General features: G+C 71.0%; 12 protein-coding genes and 1 pseudogene. 6 read left to right on the forward strand and 7 right to left on the reverse strand.

Annotated features, from left to right (window positions below; translation table 11 throughout):
• Positions 1-95 precede the first annotated feature (95 nt).
• Complete coding sequence (locus IE108_RS06665) at positions 96-494, forward strand: DUF302 domain-containing protein (RefSeq protein WP_064726597.1); 399 nt, start codon at positions 96-98, stop codon at positions 492-494.
• A gap of 118 nt (positions 495-612) precedes the next feature.
• On the opposite strand, the gene IE108_RS06670 is transcribed toward IE108_RS06665, so the two are convergent.
• From IE108_RS06670 to IE108_RS35390, 4 genes and pseudogenes are all read right to left on the reverse strand, one after another.
• Complete coding sequence (locus IE108_RS06670) at positions 613-1,263, reverse strand: PAS and ANTAR domain-containing protein (protein WP_064726598.1); 651 nt, start codon at positions 1,261-1,263, stop codon at positions 613-615.
• A 139-nt stretch (positions 1,264-1,402) separates the two neighbouring features.
• Positions 1,403-2,149, reverse strand: a complete 747-nt coding sequence (locus tag IE108_RS06675) for a pyridoxamine 5'-phosphate oxidase family protein (RefSeq protein ID WP_079163431.1) — start codon at positions 2,147-2,149, stop codon at positions 1,403-1,405.
• A 122-nt stretch (positions 2,150-2,271) separates the two neighbouring features.
• The gene (locus IE108_RS35385) at positions 2,272-3,264 is read right to left on the reverse strand and encodes an Acg family FMN-binding oxidoreductase (RefSeq protein ID WP_418361222.1); all 993 of its coding nucleotides are present in this window, start codon (positions 3,262-3,264) and stop codon (positions 2,272-2,274) included.
• A 114-nt stretch (positions 3,265-3,378) separates the two neighbouring features.
• Positions 3,379-4,152, reverse strand: a pseudogene (locus IE108_RS35390) (CBS domain-containing protein); the annotation flags it as partial.
• 164 nt (positions 4,153-4,316) lie between these two features.
• Between IE108_RS35390 and ppdK the strand changes: the two are divergent.
• The 5 genes from ppdK (at position 4,317) to IE108_RS06710 (ending at position 11,488) form a co-directional block, all read left to right on the forward strand.
• On the forward strand, positions 4,317-7,019 hold the full coding sequence (ppdK, locus tag IE108_RS06690) for a pyruvate, phosphate dikinase (protein ID WP_064726599.1): 2,703 nt from the start codon (positions 4,317-4,319) through the stop codon (positions 7,017-7,019).
• Positions 7,020-7,168: 149 nt separating this feature from the next.
• Positions 7,169-8,695, forward strand: coding sequence for a bifunctional aminoglycoside phosphotransferase/ATP-binding protein (locus tag IE108_RS06695; protein ID WP_064726600.1), 1,527 nt, complete (start codon positions 7,169-7,171; stop codon positions 8,693-8,695).
• A 124-nt stretch (positions 8,696-8,819) separates the two neighbouring features.
• Complete coding sequence (locus IE108_RS06700) at positions 8,820-10,139, forward strand: nicotinate phosphoribosyltransferase (RefSeq protein ID WP_064726601.1); 1,320 nt, start codon at positions 8,820-8,822, stop codon at positions 10,137-10,139.
• Positions 10,140-10,313: 174 nt separating this feature from the next.
• A complete protein-coding gene (locus IE108_RS06705; RefSeq protein ID WP_064726602.1) occupies positions 10,314-10,772 on the forward strand; it encodes a cyclic nucleotide-binding domain-containing protein in 459 nt (152 codons plus the stop codon).
• Between the two features lie 35 nt (positions 10,773-10,807).
• Entirely contained in the window at positions 10,808-11,488 is a 681-nt protein-coding gene (locus IE108_RS06710) for a CBS domain-containing protein (protein ID WP_064726603.1), read from the forward strand.
• Between the two features lie 82 nt (positions 11,489-11,570).
• Here the strand turns inward: IE108_RS06710 and IE108_RS06715 are convergent, their stop codons facing one another.
• From IE108_RS06715 to IE108_RS06725, 3 genes are all read right to left on the reverse strand, one after another.
• Entirely contained in the window at positions 11,571-12,011 is a 441-nt protein-coding gene (locus IE108_RS06715) for a pyridoxamine 5'-phosphate oxidase family protein (RefSeq protein WP_064726604.1), read from the reverse strand.
• A gap of 85 nt (positions 12,012-12,096) precedes the next feature.
• Positions 12,097-13,164, reverse strand: a complete 1,068-nt coding sequence (locus IE108_RS06720) for a zinc-dependent alcohol dehydrogenase family protein (RefSeq protein WP_064731648.1) — start codon at positions 13,162-13,164, stop codon at positions 12,097-12,099.
• Positions 13,165-13,359: 195 nt separating this feature from the next.
• A complete protein-coding gene (locus IE108_RS06725) occupies positions 13,360-14,220 on the reverse strand; it encodes a universal stress protein (protein WP_064726605.1) in 861 nt (286 codons plus the stop codon).
• Between the last annotated feature and the right edge of the window lie 17 nt (positions 14,221-14,237).

Genomic DNA, 14,237 nt, shown 5'->3' on the forward strand with positions numbered 1-14,237 from the left:
CCGGGGGGTATATTTCAGAGAGTGGCGACCGGCGCAGCGGGGCTCCGATGCGGGCACTCGAACCACGCCGCAGTGAGAGTTGAGGAGGAAGTCACATGCCCTACGACCGCACCGTGACCGTCCAGGCACCTTTCGACCGAGTGCAGCAGGACGTCCGCCGTGCCCTGGCCGACCAGGGATTCGGAGTCCTGACCGAGATCGACGTGCAGGCGACCTTGAAAGCCAAGCTCGGCCACGACATGGAGCCCTACTTGATCCTCGGGGCCTGCAACCCGCCCCTGGCCCACCAGGCACTGGAGGCCGACCGCTCGATCGGGCTGCTGCTGCCCTGCAACGTTGTCGTCCGGTCCGCTGGGGACCACGTGATCGTGCAAGCCGTCGATCCCGGCACCATGGTCACCCTTACCGGCCTCGACGCCATGGCACCCGTGGCCGAGGAAGCCACCCGCCGCCTCGACGCGGCCCTCGCCTCCCTCGCGGGATCGGAGGACTGAACACCGCGCCGGCGACAGGCTGAACGGGAAACCCGCCAGGGCGCGCACCTGGGTCGCGGGACGAAACGCCTTGGGCGACACCGAACCGTCACCCGGTACAGACCGCGCCGCCTTTCACTCAGTCGACGTTTCCGGGATAGAGAACCGAGCCGACGCGCCGCGAGAGGTCCTGCCGAGCCTCCGCCGTCGGAGTGGGTGCCGCTGCCAGCAGTTCCCGTGCCAGGTCTCGCAGCTTGCGATTCGTCTGCTGGGACAGCCGACGCAGCAGACGCATGGCGACCGCGGCGTCGACACCGTATTGGGCCATCAGCATGCCGCGCGCCAGATCGATGTCCTCCTGGCTGGCCCGAGCCCTGGTGACATCGCTCTCGGCAAGGTCTCTGGCATGGGTGACAACCGACTGGGTCACGTCGACGATGAATCCCCGCACCGTGACCACACTGCCCTGCTCGTCGGTCCGGCCGTCGGCCACCAGGACGACGGCGTGGTCCTCACCGGCAACGTCCTTCAGCCGGTGGTAACAGCCGAAAGGCTTGCCGTCAGCTCGTACGGCGTCCAACGCGCCAGCGACTCTGTCCCGGTCGTCCGGATCCTGATGTTCCCGCAACCGCTCGCTGGTCGGAACCACCTCGTCGGGAACGTAGCCCAGGAGTCGGTACATGTCGTCGGACCACCACCAGGTGTCCTCTTCCACTCGGTAGACGAACACCCCGGTCAGCGGTTCCTCCGGCGCCGGTTCGTTCGTCGCCACGCCCCGCATCACGGCCATCCTCCCTTGGTAGCGCCCTCGAACGAGCGTTCTGATTCCAGTGTGACGCGGACGCGAGTACTCCGCGTCACGGTGGCGGCAGCACCTCTGCGTCAGCCTGTTCGACCCCGTGCCGGCGCGTCGAAGATCCTGCCTCCCTCTACGGAGCTGAGGGACCCCGTAGAGGGGGCTCTTTCGTAGGCATCTGCCGGATGACACGGCCGCTGACCTCGCCCGGCCGGACACGAACCCACAAGTCGCGCCTGCCCCCGGCCCACGGCCCCGCCCCGAGGCGGCGGGCGACGGCTTCGAGCGCGTCGTGGTCTGCCGGGTGCTCGACGGTGCCTGTGACCAGAACACTCCAGCCCGCGCCGGTGTCTTCGTCGATGTGATCGACCTCGAAGGCGACTTGGGTGCCGGCACGGACCCCGGCCGCGCCTTCCGGATCCGTGCGGTAGACGATGCTTCGTTCGTCGACGAGAAAGTTGACCGGGACCACTACTGGCGCGCCACCGACCGAACCGGCCGAGTGGGCGATGCGGCCGATTCCGTGCGTTCCCAGCCGCTGCCAGCATTCCTGCTCGGACAGGCGCTGCAGAACCGGGCGGGAGACCCCGGTTCCCCTGCCGGGCGGCGCGTCGGGCCGTCCCGCCGTGAGTTCTTCGAGCGGTACTTGCAGCACACGGGCGAGCCGCGCGAGCGCATCGGGGTCGAAGTCCCCCGCCCGGTTCTCCACCTCGCGCAGGTACACCAGGGACATGCCGGCCCGCACGGCCAGCTCGTTTCTGGACATGCCCAGCCGCTCCAGGAGCACGGCTATCCGAGCCGCCACACGCTCCTCGCCGGAGGCCGCTTCGGTGCCTGCATCCGAGCGTCCACGATCCCCTGACACGATGGTCCACCCCATTTTGGTCAGCCTCCTTTCAGGGGACCAGAGACCTGTGCGGTCCGCCAGCGCAGGACAATCACCGGCAGCCACAGGGTCTGAGACCCTCTGGGGCACGTCGGGGGCGAGCGCCCCCTGCTGTCTCAACGGTGGAGTTCGAGCACGTCGGCCACGGGGCGACGGGGTGTACGAGGGCCCACAGGGCCGTATCCCAGCCGCAGCAGCATCTGCGGCTGTCCCGCGCCGGTCTTCGGATCGCGAAGCAGCCACCGCAGGTCGGGCCGTTCTAGAGGTTGTGTGGCGAGGGAGCAGACGAGGCCCTCGGCCGTGGCCATTAGCAGGACGCGCTCCAGGGCCTGGCCTGCCTTCACCCAGTCTTCCGGGCGGTCGTGCGTGGTGCTGACGCAGGCGATCTGAGGGGCGGCTTCGAAGACCGCGCTGTTCCGCCCGCTCACCCGGCGCGGGCCGGCGAAGTCCCTCATGGGTGCCTTGCCCCCGCTCCGGACCGGGCCGAAGGCATACGCCGGTACTCCGTCGACCGCGCCGTTCACCGAAGGAGCATCGGTGCGCGTCCATTCCGCCAGTTCCCGGTCGGACTCGCTGTCGGTGAGACCACGGGCCTCGGCCTCGCGCACGAGATCCAGCACCTGTTGCAGGTGCCACGATGCCGGGTAGACCAAGGTGGCTCCCTCGCGGCGGGCCGCTTCGGCCAGCGCGCCGCGCAGGCTGTCGGGGATCCGCCTCTCCTCGAAGGGGAAGCGGCTGCTGTGCCGTTCGGCGACGGCCCCGTGCAGCGCGGCCAGATCGCGGTCACCGCCACCGCGCCCGGAAAGCCGGACCGTCGCGACGAGCGACGGTTGCTCGGGGTGGGGCAGCAGCCGGGTCTCCGCCCGCCAGCCCTCGTCGGCCAGGGCCACCCTCAGATTCAGCAGGGCGGCACCGCAGCCGATGTGGAGACCCCGGGTCCGTGGATCCGAATACGGCATGGCGCGGTCGTAGTCCGCGTGGAGCTCGAACGTCCGGGTGTGCCGCACGTAGCGGAAGCGCCAGGGTTGCGCGTTGTGCATCGACGGGGCCGCTACAGCGTCGCCGACCAGGCCGATCACCTGCTCGTCGGATGGTGCTCGGTCGTTCACCGTCGTCTCCTCGTCCGCTCGCCGATGGGCGGCATCCTTGTCGCCACCCGAGGAATCCGCCCCCGACGCCGTCCCGTCCGCCGATCGGTGACGGGGACCGCTCAGCTCACAACGGACGTCGACCACGCCCTCGACCGAGCGCGTCAGTCCTTCGACCAGCGGGACGACAGCGGGGTCGCCGACCTCGCCGGCGAGGGTGACCACGCCGTCGTGGACGCCGACCCGAAGCGCACCCGCGCTGTCGGGGAGACGACCGCGGGTGACCTCGCGCAGGACCTCCTCGGCGATCTCCTGGTCCGGCCTCAGGAAGACTCTCAGCAGGTCACCACGGCTGACGATCCCCCGCAGTACGCCGTCGGCGTCCACTACAGGCATGCGCTTGATGCCACGGCGCGCCATGACGCGGGCGGCTCCGGCCAGGGTCTCGTCGGCGTGCACCGTGACGGCGGGAGACGTCATCAAGTCCGCCGCCGTCACCCCTCGGGCCTTGTCGCGGGCCGAGGCGGAACCGGTCCCGCGCCACACCTGCTGATCGCTGTCGCGGAACTCCTCCTTGCGCAGCAGGTCAGCCTCGGACACGACCCCGACCACGCGGTTCCCCACGTCGACGACGGGGAGGGCACTGATCCGCCGGGTCCGCACGGTGCGCACGATGTCCTTGAAGGGCGCCCCGGCGGTGAGCGCCACGACGGAGCGGGTCATGACGTCACTCACGGTGTAGTCGGAGCCGTACATCGTTTCCTCCCGCGCATGGGGGTGGAGATCCCCACACGGCCAGGGTGACCTTTCGAGGCCGTCGCGGCTTGGGCCGAACGGGCCGTCCTCCGGGGCCGGTGTTCCCGCCGTGCCGCGGCTCGTCGCCTCGATGTGTGTGGAGGGCGGAGGCATGCACCGCCTCCAGGTGTCCGGGCCCAGCGGGGTACGGGGACGCGCCGGGTCGGGACACGAGGACCGACCGGCCCCCCTCGTGGGACCGACGGCCCTCGCACCGCGCCGACCGGCGGGGAGACGCTGGGAACGGCACACACTCTCCGAGCCGAGGAGCGGGCGTCATGGTCCGATACGTGTACGACTTCACCGACGGCGGGCGAGAGAAGGCCGGCCTGCTCGGCGGCAAGGGCGCCAACCTGGCCGAGATGACCCGGCTCGGGCTGCCGGTCCCACCGGGCTTCACCCTCACCACCGAGGCATGCCGGGACTTCCTCGCCACCGGCACGGAGCCCGCGGGTCTCACACGCGAGCTGTCCGCACACCTGGCCGGGCTGGAGGAGGCGGCCGGCCGGCGCCTGGGACAGCGGGACGATCCGCTGCTGGTGTCCGTCCGCTCGGGCGCCCGGTTCTCCATGCCCGGCATGATGGAGACCATCCTCGACGTCGGGCTGAACGACGACTCGGTCTACGGGCTGGCGAAGGCGTCCGGAAGTGAGCGCTTCGCCTGGGACTCCTACCGTCGCCTCGTGCAGATGTTCGGCAGCACGGTGATGGGCGTCGGGGCCCCCTTGTTCGAAGAGGCGCTGGACCGGCTGAAGGTGCTGCGGGGAGTTCCGGACGACGTGCACCTCGACGCCGCCGATCTTGCCGGGCTCGTGGAGTCGTACAAGGAGCTCATTCGGGGCGAGACCGGCGAGGAGTTCCCGCAGTCCCCTGCAGACCAGCTCCGGCGTGCCGTCCTGGCCGTGTTCCTGTCGTGGAACGGTGAACGGGCTCGGCTGTACCGGCGCCGCGAGCACATTCCGGACGACCTGGGAACCGCCGTCAACGTGCAACGCATGGTCTTCGGCAATCTCGGGGCCGACTCCGGCAGCGGCGTCGCCTTCACGCGCGATCCGGCCACCGGACGGCCCGGGCTGTACGGCGACTACCTGCCCGACGCCCAGGGCGAGGACGTCGTCGCCGGCATCCGCAACACCGTTCCACTCGCGGGGCTGGAGCGACTGGACCCGCCCTCCTACAAGCAGCTCCGGGAGCACATGCGGACGCTGGAACGGCATTACCGCGACCTGTGCGACATCGAGTTCACCATCGAGCGCGGGAAGCTGTGGATGCTGCAGACCCGCGTGGGCAAGCGCACCGCCGAAGCGGCCTTCGCCATCGCCGCCGCCCTGACGGACGAGGGCCTCATCGGCGCGGACGAGGCCCTGTCGCGGGTGAGCGGGGAGGGACTGGCGCGGTTGATGTTCCCCCGCTTCGACGCCACCGCGACGGGTGAACCGCTCGCGCGCGGCCTGCCGGCCTCGCCGGGTGCCGCGGTCGGCGCCGCCGTCTTCGACTCCGCGGAAGCCGTACGGCGCCACGCCGCGGGTGAGCCGGTGGTCCTGGTGCGCCAGGAGACCAATCCGGACGATCTCCCCGGCATGGTCGCGGCCCGGGCGGTGTTGACCAGCCGGGGCGGCAAGACGTCGCACGCGGCCGTCGTCGCACGCGGCATGGGCAAGGTCTGCGTCTGCGGTGCGGAGGACGTCGTCGTGGACACCGCGGCCCGGCGTCTCACCACCGGGGACGGCACCGTCGTCGAGGAGGGCGCCGTGCTCTCCGTGGACGGCTCCGCGGGCACCGTGTACAGCGGAGCGGTGCCGCTCGTCGACTCCACGGTGATGCGGCGGCTGGAAACCGGAGCCGACGACACCGACGGGATGCCGGACGCACTGGTCCGCGCCGTCACCCGTGCCCTGGACCGCGCGGACGAAGTACGGCGGCTGGAGGTCAGAGCCAACGCCGACACCCCCGAGGACGCCGCGCGCGCCCGTCGGTTCGGCGCCCAGGGCATCGGCCTGTGCCGCACCGAGCACATGTTCCTGGGCGAGCGGCGCCGGCTGGTCGAGCGGATGATCCTCGCCGGGAGCGATACAGACCGCGACCGGGCGCTCGAGGACCTCCTGCCGCTGCAACGCCAGGACTTCACGGGCATCCTCGCGGCGATGGACGGGCTTCCGGTCACCATCCGCCTGCTCGACCCGCCCCTGCACGAGTTCCTCCCCGACCGTCTCGGGCTCGCCACCCGCCTCGCCGCCGCCGAGGCCCGAGGCGAGACCCCGGACGGGCACGACGCCGAGCTGCTGGACGCCGTGAACCGCATGCACGAGGAGAATCCGATGCTCGGGCTGCGCGGCGTCCGTCTCGGCCTCGTGGTTCCCGGGCTGGTCGCCATGCAGGTCCGGGCGGTGGCCGAGGCAATCGTGGAACGCGTCCGGGCGGGCGGCAGCCCTCGGGCCGAGATCATGGTCCCGCTCGTCGGGGACGTCACCGAGTTCCGGCTGGTACGCGAGGAGGTGGACCGCGTCCTGCTCGACGTGTCCACCACGTCCGGCGTCCCGGTGGACTGCCCGGTCGGCACGATGATCGAATTGCCGCGGGCCGCGCTCACCGCCGGCCGGATCGCCGAGGACGCGGAGTTCTTCTCCTTCGGCACCAACGACCTCACCCAGACCACCTGGGGCTTCTCCCGCGACGACGTCGAGGCGGCCTTCTTCTCCGCCTACCTCGACAAGGGAGTCTTCACCGCCTCGCCCTTCGAGACGATCGACCGCGAGGGCGTCGGACGCCTCGTGGAGATCGCGGTCGCCGAGGGCCGCTCCGCTCGGCCCTCCCTGGAGACGGGCGTGTGCGGCGAACACGGTGGGGATCCCGAGTCGGTGCACTTCTTCCACACCGCCGGCCTCGACTACGTGTCCTGCTCGCCGTTCCGGGTCCCGGTGGCTCGGCTGGAGGCAGGGCGGGCCGCGCTGGAAACAGAAGCGCCGCCCGACCTCAGGTGAGAGCCGGGATCGGAGCAGCCGGTCCGGATGCAGCACAAAGAGGGCTGTGAGGTACTTGTTCGAGGGAGAGCGCACGATGCCGAGACCGCGGAGGCCACCGGTGATGTCACCAGCTGTCATCGCGGGTCCGGAGACCCGAAGGGCTCGCTGTGTCTGATCCGGGGCGCCACGGGGACTCCGCGGCGGCACAGCGCGCGGAGGTCCGTGAGACGCACACCGCGGTGGTCTTCTTCATGGGAGATCGCGCGTACAAGCGCAAGAAGCCGGTGAAGCTGGACTTCCTGGACTACACCGCGCTGTCGTCGCGCCGCGCCGTGTGTGAGCGCGAGATCGAACTCAACCGGCGGTTCTCGCCGGACGTGTACACGGGCCTGGGAGAGCTCCGGACACCAGGTGAGCAGGAGGCAGAGCCGCTTGTGGTGATGCGCCGCATGCCGGGCGAACGTCGGCTCTCGCACCTGGTCCGGGCCGAAGCCCCGGTCGACGACGCTTTGCGGGCCGTTGCCAGGCAACTCGCCGCTTGGCACGCCGCCGCGCCCCGAGGGCCCGGCATCACGGAACAGGGCACGCGGGATGCCCTGGCAACGCGCTGGGAAGCCAGTTTGGCGCAAGTCGACGCCATGACCGCCGAGGGCGCGGCGCGGGACGAGTTGAGTGAGATCGAGCGATTGGTCGGTCGCTATCTCGCGGGCCGCAAACCCCTGTTCGACGTTCGTGTCGAAGAGGGCCGGGTGCTCGACGGGCACGGTGACCTTCTCGCCGACGACATCTTCTGCCTCGACGACGGGCCGCGGATCCTGGACTGCCTGGAGTTCGACGACCTTCTCCGGTACGTCGACGGTCTTGACGACGCGGCGTTCCTCGCCATGGACCTCGAACTGTTGGGAGCGTCCGAGTCCGCGGCGTTCTTCCTCGCCCGGTACAGCGAGTACTCCGGTGATCCCGCACCGCAGTCCTTGTGGCACCACTACGTCGCCTACCGTGCCTTCGTCCGGGCCAAGGTCTCCATGATCCAGGCCCGGCAGGGCGCGCCCGGAGCGCAGGCGACCGCACGACAGCTCGCCGTCATGGCCCTGCGTCATCTGAGGACGTCGGCCGTCGGACTGACGCTCGTGGCCGGGCTTCCCGGCACCGGGAAGTCCACGCTGTCCGGCGCGCTGGCCGACCGTCTGGGAGCGGTGCTGCTCAGCAGCGACCGTCTGCGCAAGGAGATGGCGGGGCTCTCCCCGCAGGAGACCGCGGCGGCCGAATACGGCGAGGGCGTGTACACCCCTGAGTGGACGGCCAGAACCTACGCCGCACTGCTCGACCGCGCGGGGGCTCTCCTGGCCAGGGGCGAATCCGTGGTTCTGGACGCCACGTGGACCGACTCGGCCCAGCGCGAGGCGGCGCGGCGCACCGCCGACCAGGCGGACGCCGGCCTCGTGGCCCTGCACTGCCATGTGCCCGGCGACATGGCGGCGGCCCGCCTGACGACCCGTGCCCCCGGCGCATCGGATGCCGATCTCCGTGTGGCCGAGGCCATGGCGGCCAGGGAAGAGCCCTGGCCCGAGGCGATCGACGTCGATACCAGCGGTTCTCTGGGATCGGCGGTCGCTCAGGCTCTGGCAGCCGTCCGGCCGTGGGGTTCGGAGCAGGCGAAAGTATTTCGGCGACCCTACATGGAGCCGGACTGACGCAGGCGATGTCCGCGTGGGCCGACCGGCGACAGGGAGCTGCCGGACGGCCCTTGCCGCGGAGTGGGGACGCCGGTGAGGCTGGTCCTGACCGGGCACGAGCGGCTACGGGCGGGCGAGAACCATGTCGGATGTGACCACCACGGACTTGTACGAGGTCACGATGGCCCTGTCCTATCTGCATGAGGACATGAGCGGGTCCGCGACATTCAGTCTGTTCGTGCGCGACCTGCCCGCCGAACGCGGGTTCCTTGTCAGCGCGGGCACGGAGCCGGCACTCGAGTACCTCAGCGCCTTTCGCATCACCTCCGCGGACGTGGGCGACTTCGCGTCCGCGCTGCATCGCCCCTACGCCGACGTGGCGGGCTTGTGCGGCATCACGTTCACCGGCGAGGTCCGAGCCGTACCCGAGGGCCGTGTGATGTTCGCCGGAGAACCACTGCTGGAGGTCACCGCGCCGCTCGCTCAGGCCCAACTCGTGGAGACCTTCCTGCTCAACCAGGTATCGCACCAGACCGCCGTGGCGTCGAAAGCGGTACGGTCCGTCCTGGCCGCCTCGGGACGTCCGGTGGTCGACTTCTCACTGCGCCGCACCCACGGGACCTCGGCCGGGATGCAAGCCGCTCGCACCACGGCGCTCACAGGGTTCGCGGGGACCAGTAACGTGGCGGCGGCGGTCCGCTGGGGGCTGCCCGCGTCAGGAACGATGGCGCATTCCTACGTCGAGGCGTTCCCGGACGAAGAGGCGGCCTTTCGCGCCTTCGCCCGTGCCCACCCGGGACCCGTGACCTTCCTTGTGGACACGTACGACGCGGTACGGGGGGTCCGTACCGCGGCTCGTGTCCTGCGCGATCTGCGGCGTGGACCAGGCTGCGCCGTACGGCTGGACAGCGGCGACCTCGGTGCTCTCGCCCGTCGTGCACGTGCCGAGCTGGACAGCGCCGGTCTCCCCGAAGTCCGCGTCGTCGCCAGCGGCGGCCTGGACGAATACGGCGTGGACTCCCTGGTCCGCTCCGGGGCGCCCATCGACGTGTACGCGGTCGGCACCCGGGTGGGTACTTCGGCCGACGCCCCCTATCTGGATTCGGCTTACAAACTCGTGGAGTACGACGGCCGTCCGGTCATGAAGCTGTCGTCCGCCAAAGTGACGTCACCAGGGCGCAAACAGGTTTTCCGCCGTCCCGATGGTGACGACGTCATCGCACTCTCGGACGAGCCCGGGCCGGCCGGGGCGGAGCCGCTGCTGCGCACGGTCATGAGTGACGGACGGCGTCTCTTTCCACCGGACACCCTGCCGGAGGGACAGGCACGCCTGACGGCGGACCTCGAAGACCTGCCCGCCGACACACTGCTCATCCGAGATCCGCGGCCGGGGCGCGCCGTGTTCTCCGAACGGCTGTCGGAACTGACCTCGGACCTCAGCAGACACCTGCGCTCGGACTGACCTCGCAGTGAGGGCCAAACGGCCAAAGGTCCGGCCCGGGCAGCCCATGGCAACCGACCTCGCCCGGGAACAGCCTGGAATCAGTGAAGGGCGCGCCGCCCGGCCGGCGTGCGGAGGCGAGGTATCGCTGGACGCCACCTGACCGCGCGCCCCCGAGAGGCAGGGAGCGGAGCGATGACCTCCACCACCACATTGGCCGCGGGCCTCCCGACGGAGCACCGTGAACGGCTGTTGCGGGCCGCTCGCGAGGTGTCCTTCGCGGCGGGCGCGCGCCTTTTCGAAGAGGGCGGGCGTGCCGACCGGTTCTGGATCGTCCGTACCGGCAGCGTCACCCTCGATCTGTGTGTTCCCGGCCGCCGGGCAGCCGTCGTCGAGTCGCTCGGCCACGGGGAACTCGTCGGCTGGTCCTGGCACTTCCCGCCCTACCGGTGGCACCTGGGCGCGGAGGCGATGACCCCGGTTCGGGCCTGGGAGTTCGACGCCGAGGCAGTGCGTGCCCTGTGCGCCCAGGATCCGGCGTTCGGCCGTGCGGTCGCCGTCTGGGTCGGCAACGTGGTCGCCCACCGGCTGCACGCGGCGCGGATCAGGCTGCTCGACCTGTACGGCCCGCACGGGAGCGGAAGCCTCCTGTGACCCGGGTGTCGTCCACTTCGCAAGGGAGGAACACCATGCTGTACGGCAGTCCGCGCGTCGTGAGCGACGTCATGACGCACACCGTCGTGGCCGTGGGCCGCGACGCCCCGTTCAAGGAGGTCGTCGCGCTCATGCAGCAGTGGAAGGTCAGTGCCCTCCCCGTGCTGGAGGGGGAGGGCCGGGTTGTCGGCGTCGTCTCCGAGGCCGACCTGCTCCCCAAGGAGGAGTTCCGAGACAGCGACCCGGACCGGTTCACCCAGATGCGCCGTCTGGCCGACCTGGCCAAGGCGGGAGGGCTGACCGCGGCCGACGTGATGTCCGCGCCTGCCGTCACGGTCCATCCCCACGCCACGCTGGCGGAGGCGGCCCGCATCATGGCCCGGCGGAGGGTCAAGCGACTGCCGGTGGTCAGCTCGGAGGGCCTGCTGGAGGGTGTGGTGAGTCGGGGGGATCTGCTGCGTGTCTTCCTGCGCACGGACGAGGAGATTGCGGACGAGGTCGAGCACGACGTCCTGCCGATCCTCTTCCCGGGCGCGTCCAGTCCTGTCCGTGTGTCGGTGGCCGGCGGCGTGGTCACGCTCACGGGGCCCTTCCGGGACACGTCTCTCGTCCCCGTCGCCGCCCGTCTGGTCCGCGCCGTGGAGGGCGTGGTCGACGTCGAGTGCAGGGTCGAACGTGACGGGCCTCGTGAGGCCGTGGTGAGCAACACCCCCTGACCGGTGTGTCGCGACCCTGCGCGGCCGGCGCTGTCCGGCCGCGCAGGGTGTGACAGGTACCCCCAACCCCCTCGGGTCTGGCTCAGGGCGGCCAGGACACTCCGTACGAGTCCTGCCCGCCGCGGAGTTCGTGTCCGGTCACCAGTTCCGGCTCGATCCGTACGAAGAGGTCGGCCGGCCGGGCGACCCACGAGCGAGGGCCGGTTCGGATCAGGCGTTGCCGGTCGACGGGGTCGGTCACCACGGAGGCCGGTCCGGTGACGACGACACTCCACCCGGAGTGCGCCGCCGCGTCGACCTCGTCCGCCTCGAAGGCGATCACCGCTCCGTCGACGGCGCGGGCCATCTCGGACGCCGCCGAGGTCCGCAGTAGAACGGCACCGTCCCCGTCCACCGAGAAGTGGACCGGCAGTACCGCCGGTAGCGCGTCGCGCGTGAAGACGACCCGGCCCACATCCGCCGTCGACAGCCGGCGCAGGCACTCCTGCCTGCCCAGTTCCAGGAATCCGTCGTTGCGGTACATCGGCCCGCCGTCTCTTGTTCGTGAACCGCTCTCACCTGTGGTTCGGACGCGCCCGGCGTCACGGACGCGTCCGACGGGGGTCGAGTCAGACGGTGCCGGCGACGACATCGTGCCGCGGGCCTCCAAGGACCACCTTCAGGGCGCCGGTGTCGGCGGCGCCCGCGAAGACCTCGTACGCCTCCTCCATGCGCTCCAGCGGGAAGGTGTGGGTCACCAGCTGGGAGGTGGGGAGCCGGCCGGACGCGGCCATGCGCAGCAGGGTGGGTGTGGAGTGGGTGTCGACCAGACCGGTGGTGATGGTGACGTTCTTGATCCAGAGGTCCTCGAGATGCAGACTCGCCGGCTTTCCGTGTACGCCGATGTTGGCGACGTGCCCGCCGGGGCGCACCATGCGGGTGCACATCTCGAACGTCTCCGGTACCCCGACCGCCTCGATGACGACGTCGGCCCCGAGGCCCCCGGTGAGGTCGGCCACCAGCTGCTCCGGGGTCTCCCGTGCATCGGCCACGGCCTCGGCGCCGAGTTTGCGGGCGGCCTCCAACCGGACGGCGGCCAGGTCCACGACGATGATCCGTTCGGGCGCGAACAGCCGGGCCGTGGCGACGGCCGCCAGCCCTATGGGCCCGGCGCCCACCACGACGACGGTGTCCCCGGGGCGGACGCGTCCGTTGAGCACGCCGACCTCGTAGGCCGTCGGGAAGATGTCGGCCAGCAGCACGGCGTCCTCGTCGGTGACGGCACCCGGCAAGGGGTGCACCGAGAGGTCGGCGAACGGAACCCGGACGTACTCCGCCTGCGTGCCATCGATCAGATGGCCGAGGATCCAGCCGCCTCCCCCGAGGCACTGGCCGTAGACACCCTCACGGCAGTAACGGCACCGTCCGCAGGCGGTGATGCAGGAGACCAGTACGCGGTCTCCGGGACGCACGGTGCGTACGTCGGTGCCGACCTCGACGATCTCGCCGACGGCCTCGTGGCCGAGGACGGTTCCGGGGCGCACCTCGGGGACGTCTCCCTTCAGGATGTGCAGGTCCGTTCCGCAGATGGTGACCGCGTCCACCCGCACCACGGCGTCGGTCGGGTCCTTGAGATCCGGGTCGGGCAGGTTCTCCCACGCGGACCGACCCGGCCCATGGAACACATAGCCCTTCATCGCGATGCTCACCCTCTCTGTGTTCGGGAGCGTCCGGGGGCCTCGTCGTCGGTTCGCCGAGGGGCCCACGACCGTCGCTACGACGGGGATTGCCCCATGTCTCCAGGCTGTCGCGGGGTTCGTGAAGCCCGCTTGGGCCGGTCGGCCCCCGCATGCCGCTCGTCGGCCCCCCCGAACCGGGCCCTGGCGGCCCGTTCAGCGCTCTCGCGGCCGCTCGGGCACGATGACGACAGGGCACGACGAACGGTGCAGAACCGTGTGGGCGACGCGGCCCAGCCTGGCATGGGTGCGACGGCCGATGACCAGCAGATCGGCTTCGGCCGAGGCGCCGGGCAGCACGCTGCGGGCGGGCCCCTCGGCGGTGCGCCGGCGCACGGTGACGTCGGCCGGTGCGTCCTCCAGCGCGGCTTCGAGTTCCCTGGCTGCCCGCTGCTCGTAGACGCGGGCCGGCTCGCCCGTGAGAAGTGGGCTGTCCACCGTCTCGGGCGTGGGGCAGCGCCATGCCCGTACGGCTGTCAGAGGCGCATGGCGCGCGCGTGCCTCGGTGAAGGCGAATCGCAGGACGGAGGCGGGCGCTTCTCCGATGCCGACGACGAGACCGTCACGCCGTCCGCCGTCCGCCCGGTTGTCGTGGTCGCCGCGCAGCACCACGACGGGGCAGTCGCTGCTCGCGGCCACGATCCGGCAGACGGAACCCAGCAGCCTGTCCGCGAAACCGCTCCGGCCGCGGCTGCCCAAGACGATCATGGACGCGTTGCGTCCCGCGCACACCAAGGCGTGCTCGGCCTCGTCGGGCACCGTCTCGGTGGTGACGACCAGGTCCGTGTGCAGCCGCCGGGCGCGCCCGGCGGCGGCGCGCAGGATGTCGTCCGCCGGCACACGCGCCGACGGTTTGCCCAGTTCGCGGGCGAGAGCGTCCCCCTCGTACCGCTCCCATCGGCTCGCGAAGAGCACCAGCAGGGGAAGCCCGTGCAAGAGGGCCTCGTCGGCCGCCCAGTCGACCGCCCGCAGGCTGGGTTCGGAGCCGTCGACGCCGACCACCAGCGGCAGGTACATGATCCCTCCTCCTCGCG

This window comes from Streptomyces parvulus (assembly GCF_014648855.1).
Classification (GTDB): Bacteria; Actinomycetota; Actinomycetes; order Streptomycetales; family Streptomycetaceae; genus Streptomyces; species Streptomyces parvulus.